The following is a 13,441-nucleotide window of genomic DNA, read 5'->3' as shown; positions in this document are numbered from 1 at the left end:
TCGGCGCGACGCAAGCGCCTGCCGGGAGGACGCAGTGAGCCAGACCAACAGGACGCAGGCAGACAAGCCGCTTGACCTCATCACCATCGGCCGTGCCTCGGTCGATCTCTACGGCCAGCAGATCGGCACCCGGCTCGAAGATGTCGCCAGCTTCGCCAAATCCGTCGGCGGCTGCCCCACCAATATTTCCGTCGGCACGGCGCGTCTCGGCCTGAAGTCCGCCCTGTTGACTCGCGTCGGCAAGGAGCAGATGGGCCGCTTCATCCGCGAGCAGCTGGAGCGTGAAGGCGTTGAGACCAAGGGCATCGTCACCGATCCCGAGCGGCTGACGGCGCTTGCGATCCTTGCCGTCGAAAACGAACATTCCTTCCCGCTGCTGTTTTATCGTGACAACTGTGCCGATAGCGCGCTCTGCGAAGACGATATTTCCGAAGACTTCATCCGCTCCGCCCGGGCCATCCTCGTCACCGGCACACATTTTGCCAAGCCGCACACGGACGCTGCCCAGCGCAAGGCGATCCGCATCGCCAAACAAAGCGGTGCCAAGGTCGTCTTCGATATCGACTACCGGCCGAACCTCTGGGGCCTTGCCGGCCACGATGCAGGCGACAACCGCTATATCGCGTCGGAAAAGGTCTCCGCGCATCTGAAGACGGTTCTGGCCGATTGCGACCTGATCGTCGGTACCGAAGAAGAAGTGCTGATCGCGTCAGGCGATAACGATCTGCTGGCAGCGCTCAAAACCATCCGCGCCAATTCCAAGGCGACGATCGTGCTGAAGCGTGGCCCGATGGGCTGCATCGTCTATGATGGCCCGATCTCGAATGATCTCGAAGACGGCATCATCGGCAAGGGTTTCCCGATCGAAGTTTATAACGTGCTCGGCGCCGGCGATGCCTTCATGTCCGGCTTCCTGCGCGGTTGGCTGAAGGGCGAGCCGCATGCAACCTCTGCCACCTGGGCCAACGCTTGCGGTGCCTTTGCCGTGTCACGCCTTCTCTGCGCACCGGAAATCCCGACTTGGACCGAGCTGCAGTTCTTCCTGGAAAACGGCAGCAAGGAAAAGGCGCTGCGCAAGGACGAGGCGATCAACCACATCCATTGGGCCACCACCCGCCGCCGTGAAATCCCGCAGCTGATGGCGCTCGCCATCGACCATCGCAGCCAGCTGGAAGATCTGGCAGGGGACAATGCCGAGCTTCTGGCTCGTATCCCGGCCTTCAAGGTACTGGCCGTCAAGGCGGCCGAGCGTATCGCCAATGGCCGCCCCGGCTTCGGCATGCTGATCGATGACAAGTATGGCCGTGATGCGCTCTATGCGGTCAACAAGAACTTCTGGATCGGCAAGCCGATCGAGCTTCCGGGTTCGCGGCCGCTGCAGTTCGAATTCAGCCAGGATCTCGGTAGCCGGCTTATCGATTGGCCGGTCGATCACTGCATCAAGGTGTTGAGCTTCTTCCATCCGGATGACCCGGCGGAGATGAAGGCAACCCAGATCGCCAAGCTGCGCTCCGCTTTCGAAGCCGCCCGAAAGGTCGGCCGCGAAATCCTGATCGAGATTATCGCCGGCAAACACGGCGCGCTCGACGACAACACCATTCCACGCGCCTTGAACGAACTCTACGATGCCGGCCTGAAGCCAGATTGGTGGAAGCTCGAGCCGCAGGCAAGCCGTGCCGCCTGGGCTGCGATCGATGCCGTTATCGAGGCGCGCGATCCGCTCTGCCGGGGTGTTGTTCTGCTGGGGTTGGAAGCGCCATATGACGTGCTGAAGGAAGGCTTTGCGGCCGCCCGCACGTCGAAGACCGTCAAGGGCTTCGCGGTCGGACGAACGATCTTTGCCGAGGCGAGCAAGGCCTGGCTGGCGGGCGAGATCAATGACGAGCAGGCGATCGCCGACATGGCTGGAAAATTCGAGGCGCTGGTCAATCTCTGGCTTGGCCTTGCGGAAACAAAAGCGGCCGGATGAAGGTGCGGTGCGCGTGGCTGCACCCCCTCTGTCGGCGACGCCGACATCTCTCCCTCAAGGGGGGAGATTAGCAAGGCCAACAAGGGCTCGCTATTGGGGAAGGCGCGAAGTTTGCGTTTAATCTCCCCCCTTGAGGGGGAGATGTCACGGAGTGACAGAGGGGGGTAAAGCTCTCCTCGAGTGAAGAGTTCAATGCGAGGCAATGTCCTCGTTCGAGGAGGAAACGATGAGCCAGAAAACCGTTCGCCTGACGATGGCGCAAGCCGTTGCGCGGTTTCTCACCCAGCAGATGACGATGATTGATGGCGAGAAGACCTCGATCTTCGGCGGTGTCTTTGCCATTTTCGGCCACGGCAATGTCGCCGGTATCGGCGAGGCGTTGCATGGCATCAAGGATACGCTGCCGACCTATCGCGCCCAGAACGAGCAGGGCATGGCGAATGCTGCGATTGCCTTCGCCAAGGCGAGCTTTCGCCGCCGCTTCATGGCCTGCACCACGTCTATCGGCCCCGGCGCGCTGAACATGGTGACATCGGCAGCGCTTGCCCATGTCAACCGCCTGCCGGTCCTGCTTCTCCCTGGCGACGTCTTTGCCAATCGGCGCCCCGATCCGGTCCTGCAGCAGATCGAGGATTTTGGCGACGGCACGATGACCGTCAACGACTGTTTTCGCCCGGTTTCGCGCTATTTCGACCGCATCACCCGTCCGGAGCAGATCATCCCGGCGCTGCGCCGCGCCATGCAGGTGCTGACCGACCCAGCCGATTGCGGTCCGGTTACGCTGTCGCTCTGCCAGGATGTGCAGGCGGAAGCCTATGATTATCCGGAAAGCTTCTTCGACGAAAAGGTCTGGACCACCCGCCGCCTGCATCCGGATGCGGATGAATTGGCGCATGCGATCACAGTGCTGAAGGCCGCCAAGAAGCCAGTCATCATTTCCGGCGGCGGCGTGCTTTATTCCGAAGCCAGCAAGACACTCGCAGCCTTTGCGGAACGGCACGGTATCCCCGTCGTCGAAACCCAGGCAGGCAAGTCGTCGCTGCCGCACAGCCACCCGCTCAACATGGGCTCAGTCGGCGTCACCGGCACCTCGGCATCCAACCAAATGGCCGAGGATGCGGATGTCGTTCTCGCCGTCGGCTCGCGCCTGCAGGATTTCACCACCGGTTCCTGGTCGCTGTTCAAGAACGACGACCTGAAAATCATCGGCCTCAATACCCAGGCCTTCGATGCTGCCAAGCATGAGGCCCTGCCGCTGGTATCCGACGCCCGCGTCGGTCTCGATGCCTTGAGCGCCGGCCTCGGTTCGCACAAGGTCGATGCCGCCTGGACGAAGAAGGCGGTGGACGGCAAGGCCGAATGGCTGAAGGCCGCAGACAAGGCGACCGCAACCACCAATGCGCCGCTGCCGTCCGACGCGCAGGTAATCGGCGCCGTCCAGCGCGCCCGCAAGGAAAACACCACGCTCGTCTGCGCGGCAGGTGGCCTGCCCGGCGAGCTGCACAAGCTCTGGCAGGCGGATGCGCCCGGCAGCTATCACATGGAATACGGCTTCTCGACCATGGGTTACGAAGTGGCCGGCGGCCTCGGCGTCAAGCTTGCCAAGCCCGACAGCGACGTCATCGTCATGGTCGGCGACGGCAGCTACATGATGCTGAACGCCGAGATCGCCTCGTCGATCATGCTCGGCGCCAAGATCACCATCGTCCTGCTCGACAATGCCGGTTACGGCTGCATCAACCGGCTGCAGATGGCGACCGGTGGCGCGAACTTCAACAATCTTCTGCGCGACACCCATCACGTCACGCTCCCGGCTATCGACTTCGCCGGACATGCCGCCGCCATGGGCGCGCTGACCCGCAAGGTCGCCTCGATCAGCGAGCTGGAAATCGCATTGAAGGAAACCGCCGGCGAAAACCGCACCACCGTCATCGTCATCGATACCGATCCGTTGATCACCACGGACGAGGGCGGCAACTGGTGGGATGTGGCGGTACCGGAAGTCTCGAAGCGCTCCGAGGTCAACGAAGCCCGCAAGGGCTACGAAAAGGCGCTCGCCTCCCAGCGCATCGGCTAAGATACGCCAACACCATTTCCAGATCATTTTTGGGGGAGCCTGCTGCAGGCTTCCCGAACGACGCTTCAAGGAGAATTTTCATGAAAGCCAAACTCGGCATGTCGCCCATCGCGTGGTGGAATGACGACCTCCCAGAACTCAGCGACGACGTGTCGCTTGAAGAGTGCCTGCGCCAGTCGCGCAGCGCGGGCTTCACCGGCATGGAGCAAGGCCGCCGCTTTCCCAACAATCCGAAGGACATGCTGCCGATCCTGCGCGCGGCCGACGTGACACTCTGCGGCGGCTGGTTCTCCGGCACGCTGGTCAATGAGGATCTGTCAGCCAACAAGGACCGCATCGCGCCGATGATCGAGCTGTTCAAGGCCGTCAATGCGCCCTGCATCGTCTATGGTGAAGTCGGCCGCTCGATCCAGGGCGACCGTTCCAAGCCGCTGGCCACCAAGCCGCGCCTGGGCGACGACGAGATGAAGGCCTATGCACGCCGCGTGACCGAATTCGGCGAATGGTGCGCCGACCAGGGCATGCCTCTGTCTTACCACCACCACATGGCGGCCGTCGTCGAAACCGAACCGGAACTCGACGCATTCATGAAGAATTCGGGCGAAGGTATTCCGCTGCTGCTGGACGCCGGCCATCTGGCTTTTGCCGGCGGTGACGTGCTGCGCGCCATCGACAACCACCATGCCCGCATCAACCATGTGCATGTGAAGGACATCCGTAAGGCCGTCGTCGACGGTCTGGATCGCAGCAAGCAGTCCTTCCTCGACGCCGTGGCGCTCGGCGCCTTCACCGTACCGGGCGACGGCTCGCTCGATTTTGGCGCTATCGTCAAGCGTTTCGCCGACTATGGCTATGAAGGCTGGTTCGTGGTCGAGGCCGAGCAGGATCCGCGCAAGTCGCCGCCACAGAAGATGGCGGAGATCGGTCATGCCGAGCTGATGCGCGTCATGACTGCGGCAGGCTATACCGTGGAAACGGAAGGCTTTCCCAAGGGGTAACGCTTCGGGCGCGCTTAAAACGCGCCCGAAAACACCTGAATGTTGGATAAAAGGACCAAGCGCATGCCAAACCTTCTCGTCAAGCCAAACGGCACCTCCGGGCTCGTCCACGACATCACGCCGCAATCCGCCGGTTGGACCTATGTCGGCTTTGGCCTCAACCGGCTGGCTGCTGGCGAGAAGGTTGGCGGGGAAAGCACCGACCGCGAAACCTGCCTTGTGCTGGTCTCCGGCAAGGCAAAAATCTCCGTTGATGGCGAGGATTTTGGCGAGCTTGGCGAGCGTATGACGCCGTTCGAGGGCCAGCCCTATGCGGTCTACGTGCCGAAGGGCAGCCGCTGGGAAGCGACGGCGACGACTGCGCTTGATCTCGCCGTCTGCTCCGCTCCGGGCGGCGAAGGCTACAAGGCTCAGGTGATCGCGCCCGGCCGCCATCCGCAGATGACCCGCGGCAAGAACACCAACACACGCTATGTCACCAACATCATGCCGGAAGACGACAATGCGGCGCATTCGCTGCTGGTCGTCGAGGTCATCACGCCCGGCGGCCACACCTCGTCCTATCCGCCGCACAAGCATGACGAGGACAACCTGCCGGCCGAGAGCTTCCTCGAAGAAACCTACTATCACCGGCTCAATCCGGCTCAGGGTTTCGCCATGCAGCGCGTCTATACCGACGACCGCTCGCTGGACGAGACGATGGCGGTGGAAGATGGAGACGTGACGCTGGTGCCGAAGGGCTATCACCCGGTCGCGGCGATCCATGGCTACGACCTCTACTATCTCAATGTCATGGCCGGCCCGTCGCGTGTCTGGAAATTCAACAACGCCAAGGAACATGCCTGGCTGTTCACCGGCGTCTGATGCGCTAGGTTCCTCCTGAACAGGGAGGAACCGCCATGCATATCGATGGACACTGTCATTGCGGCGCGATCCGCTATGAAGCCGAGATCGACCCCGATAATGTCGGCATCTGCCACTGCACCGATTGCCAGCACCTGACTGGCTCGGTCTATCGCGTGACGGTTTCCGCCCCGAAGGCCCATTTCCGCATCACGGCGGGCGAGCCGAAAACCTATGTGAAGACCGGCGATAACGGACGCACGCGGTTCCAGATGTTCTGCGGCAATTGCGGTTCGCCGATCTATACAACGGGAACTGGCGAGGACGCCGAAGAGATCGGCATCCGCTGGGGTAACGTCAGCCAGCGCCGGGCGCTTGCGCCACGCGGCCAGATCTGGTGTTCTTCGGCGGCGAACTGGTTTGGCGAGCGCGAAGCGCTGCCTGGCCGCGAGCGGGATTGAGGAACGGACAATGAAAACCGGCCAGTTCCGGATGCGGCAATGCGTAGTCGAAGGTGTGGAGGCTGTGGAGGCCGACACCGCCCATAGCTTCGGCCGCCATACGCATGATCAGTTCGGCATCGGCGTGATCATCCGGGGTGCCCAGACGTCCGCCAGCGGCCGCGGCCCGGTCGAGGCCGGTCCCGGCGACATGATCACAGTCAATCCGGGTGAAGTGCATGACGGTCATCCGATCGGCCCGGAGGGACGTTCGTGGCGGATGCTGTATTTCGATCCCGGCGTAATTGCCCAGGCGGTTCTCGATATCGGCGAAGGCAGGCCAGAAGATTTCGTGTTTTCAAGGCCGGTGATGAACGATGGAGACGCTTCCCGGCGTCTCCTGCCGGTCTACGCGGCAATGACGCAGATGCGCGAGACGCTGGCGCCCGAAACTGGCTTTCTGCAGCTGGTGGCATCGCTGATGGATCGCCAGTCGGTCTCCCGTTTCGTGCCACCGTCCATCAATCAGGCAAAGGCCTTGCTGGATGATGATCCGGCCGCCGCAACGTCTCTTTCCGATCTTGCCGCAGCAAGCGGTCTCAGCCGGTTTCAGGTGGTGCGGGGGTTCTCGCAGGCGACCGGCATGACGCCGCACGCCTATCTGGTGCAGCGCCGTATCGGGGCCGTTCGCAGGCTGATCGTCAAGGGTGCATCACTTGCCGATGCCGCTTTTGCCAGCGGCTTTGCCGATCAGAGCCATATGACCCGGGCTTTCGTTCGCGCCTATGGCATGACGCCGGGAGCCTACGCGCTGGCGCAGAATTGACGACCTGCAATTTCGTTCAAGACCGGAGGGTCGAGGATCCGCTTATCTGCGGTTTTCCTTGTCGAACGGAGTGCATCGTGACCCTCGAATATCTGCTGACATCCATTGTCGTCATTCTGCTACCCGGCACCGGCGTGCTTTATACGCTGGCAACCGGCCTCAATTCCGGCGGCCGGGCCAGTATCCTCGCCGCCTTCGGCTGCACGCTCGGCATCCTGCCGCATATCGTTGCCAGCGTCGCCGGGCTGGCCGCTCTGCTGCACACCAGCGCCCTGGCGTTCGAGGTGATCAAATATCTCGGCGTCGCCTATTTGCTCTACATGGCCTGGAGCGTCCTGCGCGATGCCGACAGCCTGCAGGTGACGGAGAAAACCCCGCCGATGCGGCCCGGCAAGATTATCGGGACAGCCATCCTGCTCAACAGTCTCAACCCGAAGCTATCGCTGTTCTTCCTGGCCTTCCTGCCGCAGTTCGTGCCGGACGGTACGCCGTCGCCGACGCTGTTCATGCTGTGGCTCGCCGCCGTGTTCATGGTGCTGACCTTCATCGTCTTCGTGTTCTATGGCGTCTTTGCTGCAGCAGCGCGGCGTTACGTCATCTCCCGGCCGGGCGTCACCACATGGCTGCGGCGTGGTTTTGCCGGTGCCTTCGGGCTGATGGGGCTACGGCTGGCGCTGTCGGCGCGGTGAGGCTGGCCAAGAAAGCGCATCCGAGCCCAGCCAAAGCGGATATCCGTTTGATCTTGAGGGGGAATCCCCTTATTCGAACGGGGTCCGCCGCGCGGTCACAAGACATGCGGCTCGCCAGACATTCAAAGGAGCCTGCCTCGTGTCTTCAGCGTCCTCGCCGGTATTCGGCAAGAAATACTCCGCCTTCCTGTTCGACATGGATGGAACGCTCCTGAGCTCCATCGAAGCCGCCGAGCGGGTCTGGGGAAAATGGGCTGAAAGCCATGGCCTCGATGTTGCAACCTTCCTGCCGACCATGCATGGCAAGCGCGGCGTCGATACGATCCGCCAGCTTGGCCTGCCGGGTGTCGATCCGGAAGCAGAATCGGCCATCATCTGCCAGGGCGAGATCGAGGACATCGATGGCGTCAAACCGCTGCCGGGCGCAATCGAATTCCTCAAGAGCCTGCCGCCGGAGCGCTGGGCTATCGTTACCTCGTCGCCGCGCGAACTCGCCAAGGTGCGTATCGCTGCCGCCGGCCTGCCGGAACCGAAATTCATCGTCATCGCCGAAGATGTCTCGCGCGGCAAGCCGAGCCCGGAATGCTACCTGCTCGGCGCTGAGCGTGTCGGTTTCGATGCCAAGGATTGCCTCGTATTCGAAGACGTGGCGGCTGGTGTGATCGCCGGGGAATCGGCAGGCTCCGACGTCATGGTCATCACCGCCACGCACACGCATCCTTTTGAGACGGCGCACCAGACGATCCCCGGTTACATCGGCATCGAAGTCTCGGTCGACGAAAATGGCGATCTCACGCTGACGGACCGCCGCTGATCAAACCTCGTCAACGGTCTGCATGAGTGAGAACGTTGACGATCGTACCGAAGGGGTCGCGGACATAAAAGCGCCGCACCCCCCATGGTTCGTCGGTGATTTCGTAGACAATATCCAGCTCAAGCTGTCTGGCTTTGGCGTAGATTTCATCGACGTTATCAACCTCGATCGAAAGCTGCGGCACCGGCGTGCCGGAGCCGCCCTGACTGGCGATGGAAATCTGGGCCGGCGCCTGCTGCCCTGATGCAAAGGTCAGGATCCAGCCGTGGTCCATGACGAGATCAAGGCCAAGCAGTTCGCCATAAAAAGCTTGTGCTGCCTGCGGATCGGCCGCCTCGATATTGGCGACGATGCGAAGGATGGTCATCGTTCAGGCCTCCGTTGCACGCGCCTTCGCCATAGTTTCATCCAGTTGCGAGATCAACGCCAGCAGAATGTCGTTCGCTGGCGTCGGCACATTGGCCATCCGTCCGAGCAACGTGATGGCGCGCGTGAGCGGTGTGATCTCCATCGGCCGGCCCTGTTCCAGATCCTGCAGCATCGAGGTCTTGGCGTTGCCGAGAGTGCGTCCGTGCTCCATCTTCTGCTCGACGGTTTCGCTCACGGGGCAGCCGAGACGCCCGGCGACGTCACGCACCTCGGTCATGACCTGCTTCACCAAATCGACCGCAGGCCCATCCATGATCTCTGTGATCCGCCCCCGGGTCAGTGCGCTGATCGGATTGAAGGCCGCATTGCCGAGAAACTTCAGCCAGATCTCGTTCCGGATGCGATCCGTCGTCTTGATCGTCCAGCCGCTGGCCTCCAGAAGGTTGGCGATTTCGCCGAGTTCCGCGGACATGGCGCCGGATGGCTCTCCGAGATGCAGCAGCCCGCCGCTGGTCAGCCGGATGTGGCCGGGCTCCAGCATCTGCGCACCCTGATAGATAACGCCGCCGATAACGCGCTCCGGGCCGATCCGCTGCCAGACCAGACCATCCGGATCGAGCGCCTCCACCTGCCGGCCTTCAAGGCCGCTCGCTTTGTCGCCATGGAAATACCACCACGGAATGCCGTTCTGGATCATCACCACCCGGCTGTCCGGCTTCAGCAGGCCGGCGATATCCTCGCTCGCCGAGGTCACCTGATGGCCCTTGAGGGTGACGATCACGAGGTCCTGCGGGCCGAGTTCGGCGGCAGTGTCGGTGGCGGCAAATGTCGCCACCAGCGGCTCTGTCTTGCCCGGTTCGTAGAGAGAGAGCCCGTGTTCGCGGATGGCCTTTAGATGAGCACCACGGGCAATCGCCGTGACGGTTGCACCTTTGAGCATGGGAGAGGAGGCAAGCCTTGCCGCCAGCGCGCCGCCGATGGCACCCGCACCGAAAATGCAGATATTGCGAAATTGCTTGGCGTTTTCCATGGGGTCTCCTCCGGGTGCTTTTTCGAACGATATCGTTAGTAGCAATGCCAAAAGCGCGGGGCCAGCGGTGAAATTCCCGGGTTGCGGAAAAGTGATCAGCGATCGGTCTCCAGGGTAGGCGGAACGCGTATGGGGAGGTCGCTGATGGACATCGACAGTGTGGGAGGGGCTCGCTAAGCTCCGGTCAACCCTTCTTTTTCTGCCGGAGTACCCGATGTCCCAGAAACCCGCCTTCATCACCGAGCCGGCCCGCCAGATTGATGTGATCCATGAAACGGATGTGCTGGTGGTCGGGTCCGGCCCGGGTGGCCTTGCTGCAGCACTTGCCGCTGCGCGTGCTGGCGTTTCCGTCACGCTGGTCGAGCGGTTCGGCTGTTTTGGCGGCAATATCACCGTCGTCGGCGTCGAAGGTTTTGCCTGGTATCGGCATGAGGCGACGGTCGAGGCGGGCGGCATCGGCTGGGAATTCGAGGAGCGGGCAAAGGCGATGGGGGCCGCCGTGCCGGAAAGCCAGTCGCTGAGTTATGAGCTGGATTCGGAAGGCTTCAAGCTGGTGGCCGACCGGCTGGTCGAGGAGGCTGGCATTCACGCAATGCTGCACCGTCAGTTCGTTGCCCCGATCATGGATGGCAATGCGATCAAGGGCATCATTGTGGAATCCAAGGCCGGACGGGAAGCCATACTCGCCACGAGGGTGATCGACGCGACCGGCGATGCCGATGTCGCGCACCGTGCCGGAGCGCCGTCGTTCAAGACACCGGTGGAGCAGATGCAGGCAGCGTCGGTGATGTTTCACCTTGCAGGGGTCGACAAGAAGGCCTTCATGGCCGGTGTGCGCTCGGATCCGCAGACCTATAGCGACTGGTCGACCGGCGAATGGCAGATCGAAACCTCGGGCAAGGAGGACCAGATGTTCTCTCCTTTCCTCGGCAAGCCCTTCGCCCAGGCGATCCGCGATGGCGTCATTCCAGCACATCTGAATACGATTTCAGGCACCTGGGGCGCGCTGCATGATACCGGCGAGCTGACCTATATGAACCTCATCCATCTCGCCGGCTGCGACGGAACCGACCCGGACAGCATGACCCGTTTCGAGATCGAGGGCCGACGCCAGTCGATGCTCGCCATCGAAGCGCTGCGCCGCTACACGCCCGGCTGCGAAGGCGCGCGTCTGCGCAATTTCGGCATGAGCATCGGGATTCGCGATACCCGCAAGATCGATGCTGTTTACAACATGACCGAAAGCGACGTGCGCAACGAGGGCCGGTTCGAGGATACGATTGGCATATATCCGGAGTTCATCGATGGTTATGGCGTGCTGATCTTGCCGACCACCGGACGCTACATGCATATCCCCTATCGGTCGATGCTGCCCAAGGGGATCGAAAACCTGCTGGTCGCGGGCCGGGCAATCGGCGGCGACCGCATCGCCCATGCGGCGACGCGTAACATGACCTGCTGTGCCGTCGCAGGGCAGGGCGCCGGCGTTGCTGCGGCCTTATCGGTCAAGAGCGGCAAGTCGCTTGCCGGTATCGATCTCGGTGCTGTTCAGGCAGAGCTTGAGAAGCAGGGTGTGCGGATCAGGTAGTTTGGGCCGCTATAACGCAGCTTTAGCGATGTGATCTAACTTGCCAATCAACGTCGCGGAGGTTCATTTTTGTTCGAGTAGCTTCCCGTTCTCCGTCATCCCGGAACAAGTCCGGGATGACGGAGGAGGCTTTTGCGCAAATCACCGATGTTGCAAAAACTACGGAGACGAGGATTGTCAGCAGTCGAGTATCACGCCGCCTTGGCGACGTGATACTCCTTGATGGCGATCATCTTGATCGCCGGATACCGTTCTGCCTCGTAGCGCAGCGAGAACGCATCCTGCGCCAGAAACACCGGATCGCCGTCGAGATCGCGGGCGATGTCGCCGCGGCGGGCGGTGATGAACTTGTCGAGATCGGCTGGCTGTTCAGCCGAAATCCATCGGCACACGGAGAAGCGGGCGATGTCGAACGAAACCGGCAGGCCGTATTCATGCTGCAGCCGCTCTTTCAACACGTCGAGCTGCAGCGCGCCAACGACACCGACGATGGCAGGCGAGCCGTCTTCGGGCGAAAACAGCTGCACGACACCTTCTTCGGCCATCTGCTGCAGCGCTTCCTTGAGCTTCTTCGCCTTCATCGCATCTTCCAGGCGCACGCGGCGCAGGATTTCCGGCGAGAAGTTCGGAACACCCTGGAACACCAGCTGTTCGCCTTCGGTCAGCGTATCGCCGATCCTGAGGGTTCCGTGGTTGGGAATGCCGACCACGTCACCGGCATAGGCCGTATCGGCCAGCTGCCGCTGCGAGGCAAAGAAGAACTGCGGTGCGGTGAGGCCGAGTTGCTTGCCGGTCCGCGCCAGCCGGGCCTTCATGCCGCGCTCCAGCTTGCCGGAGCAGACGCGGGCAAAGGCGATGCGGTCGCGATGGTTCGGGTCCATGTTGGCCTGGATCTTGAAGACGAAGGCCGTCATTTTCTCGTCGGTTGCATGAACGGTGCGGATATCGGCCACTTGGTCGCGCGGCGGTGGGGCGATATCCCCGAGCGCATTGATCAGGTCGCGCACGCCGAAATTCCTGAGCGCCGAGCCGAAGAACACAGGCGTCAGATGACCCTCGAGGAAAGCCTTTCTGTCGAAAGGCTTGCAGGCTTCGATGGCCAGCGAAGTTTCTTCGATGAAGGTGTCGCGCTCGTTTTCCGGCAGACGGTGAGCGACCATTTCCGGGCCGTTGACCTTGGTCGGAATTTCCTGCGTGTCGGAACCGCGCACGGTGTTGTCGGCCAGGTGATACGAGCCACAGAAGGTTTTCGACCTGCCGATCGGCCAGGTCACTGGCGCGCAATCGAGCGCCAACTTCTCTTCCACTTCATCGAGGATCTCGAAGGGATCGCGGCTTTCACGGTCCATTTTATTGATAAATGTGATGATCGGAATATCGCGCATCCGGCAGACTTCGAACAGTTTCAAAGTCCTCGGCTCGATGCCCTTGGCGGCGTCGATGACCATGACGGCCGCATCGACGGCAGTCAGCGTGCGATAGGTGTCGTCGGCGAAGTCTTCGTGGCCCGGCGTGTCGAGAATGTTGAAGACATTGCCGTGATATTCGAAGGTCATCACCGAGGTGACAACGGAGATGCCGCGTTCGCGCTCGATCTTCATCCAGTCGGAGCGCGTCTGGATACGGTCCTTCTTCGCCTTGACTTCACCGGCAAGCTGAATGGCGCCGCCGAACAGCAGCAGCTTTTCGGTGAGCGTCGTTTTACCGGCGTCCGGGTGTGCGATAATAGCAAAGGTGCGGCGGCGGGAAACCGCCTCGGCGATACTTTCGGCCATGATATGAATCCTGTGAATTGCCG

At 61.8% G+C, this 13,441-nt stretch carries 12 protein-coding genes; 9 read left to right on the top strand and 3 right to left on the bottom strand.

The window, feature by feature from the left end:
- The first annotated feature begins 34 nt into the window (after positions 1 to 34).
- The 8 genes from R6X40_RS20335 (at position 35) to R6X40_RS20300 (ending at position 8,656) form a co-directional block, all read left to right on the top strand.
- Entirely contained in the window at positions 35 to 1,969 is a 1,935-nt protein-coding gene (locus R6X40_RS20335; RefSeq protein WP_318415633.1) for a bifunctional 5-dehydro-2-deoxygluconokinase/5-dehydro-2-deoxyphosphogluconate aldolase, read from the top strand.
- 226 nt (positions 1,970 to 2,195) lie between these two features.
- Complete coding sequence (iolD, locus tag R6X40_RS20330; RefSeq protein ID WP_318415632.1) at positions 2,196 to 4,046, top strand: 3D-(3,5/4)-trihydroxycyclohexane-1,2-dione acylhydrolase (decyclizing); 1,851 nt, start codon at positions 2,196 to 2,198, stop codon at positions 4,044 to 4,046.
- An 80-nt stretch (positions 4,047 to 4,126) separates the two neighbouring features.
- Complete coding sequence (gene iolE, locus R6X40_RS20325) at positions 4,127 to 5,044, top strand: myo-inosose-2 dehydratase (protein ID WP_318415631.1); 918 nt, start codon at positions 4,127 to 4,129, stop codon at positions 5,042 to 5,044.
- Positions 5,045 to 5,107: 63 nt separating this feature from the next.
- On the top strand, positions 5,108 to 5,908 hold the full coding sequence (gene iolB / locus R6X40_RS20320) for a 5-deoxy-glucuronate isomerase (protein WP_318415630.1): 801 nt from the start codon (positions 5,108 to 5,110) through the stop codon (positions 5,906 to 5,908).
- Positions 5,909 to 5,943: 35 nt separating this feature from the next.
- Positions 5,944 to 6,348, top strand: coding sequence for a GFA family protein (locus R6X40_RS20315; protein ID WP_318415629.1), 405 nt, complete (start codon positions 5,944 to 5,946; stop codon positions 6,346 to 6,348).
- A 10-nt stretch (positions 6,349 to 6,358) separates the two neighbouring features.
- Positions 6,359 to 7,153, top strand: coding sequence for an AraC family transcriptional regulator (locus tag R6X40_RS20310; protein ID WP_318415628.1), 795 nt, complete (start codon positions 6,359 to 6,361; stop codon positions 7,151 to 7,153).
- A 77-nt stretch (positions 7,154 to 7,230) separates the two neighbouring features.
- Positions 7,231 to 7,842, top strand: coding sequence for a LysE family translocator (locus R6X40_RS20305; RefSeq protein ID WP_318415627.1), 612 nt, complete (start codon positions 7,231 to 7,233; stop codon positions 7,840 to 7,842).
- 139 nt (positions 7,843 to 7,981) lie between these two features.
- Positions 7,982 to 8,656 (top strand): HAD family hydrolase, encoded by a 675-nt coding sequence (locus R6X40_RS20300; RefSeq protein WP_318415626.1) that lies wholly within the window; start codon positions 7,982 to 7,984, stop codon positions 8,654 to 8,656.
- A 10-nt stretch (positions 8,657 to 8,666) separates the two neighbouring features.
- On the opposite strand, the gene R6X40_RS20295 is transcribed toward R6X40_RS20300, so the two are convergent.
- Both R6X40_RS20295 and R6X40_RS20290 read right to left on the bottom strand, forming a co-directional pair.
- Positions 8,667 to 9,023 carry a VOC family protein gene (locus R6X40_RS20295; RefSeq protein WP_318415625.1) on the bottom strand — a complete coding sequence of 119 codons (357 nt, stop codon included), beginning with the start codon at positions 9,021 to 9,023 and terminating at the stop codon, positions 8,667 to 8,669.
- A 3-nt stretch (positions 9,024 to 9,026) separates the two neighbouring features.
- The gene (locus tag R6X40_RS20290; RefSeq protein WP_318415624.1) at positions 9,027 to 10,055 is read right to left on the bottom strand and encodes a 2-dehydropantoate 2-reductase; all 1,029 of its coding nucleotides are present in this window, start codon (positions 10,053 to 10,055) and stop codon (positions 9,027 to 9,029) included.
- A 214-nt stretch (positions 10,056 to 10,269) separates the two neighbouring features.
- Here R6X40_RS20290 and R6X40_RS20285 point away from each other — a divergent pair, with 214 nt between their 5' ends.
- Positions 10,270 to 11,643 carry an FAD-dependent oxidoreductase gene (locus R6X40_RS20285; protein ID WP_318415623.1) on the top strand — a complete coding sequence of 458 codons (1,374 nt, stop codon included), beginning with the start codon at positions 10,270 to 10,272 and terminating at the stop codon, positions 11,641 to 11,643.
- A gap of 191 nt (positions 11,644 to 11,834) precedes the next feature.
- On the opposite strand, the gene R6X40_RS20280 is transcribed toward R6X40_RS20285, so the two are convergent.
- Complete coding sequence (locus R6X40_RS20280) at positions 11,835 to 13,418, bottom strand: peptide chain release factor 3 (RefSeq protein ID WP_318415622.1); 1,584 nt, start codon at positions 13,416 to 13,418, stop codon at positions 11,835 to 11,837.
- Between the last annotated feature and the right edge of the window lie 23 nt (positions 13,419 to 13,441).

Source organism: Rhizobium sp. PL01 (genome assembly GCF_033447125.1).
Taxonomy (GTDB): Bacteria; Pseudomonadota; Alphaproteobacteria; order Rhizobiales; family Rhizobiaceae; genus Pararhizobium.
The sequence above is the reverse complement of the archived record's forward strand: the minus strand, read 5'-3'. Positions and strand labels throughout refer to the sequence as shown.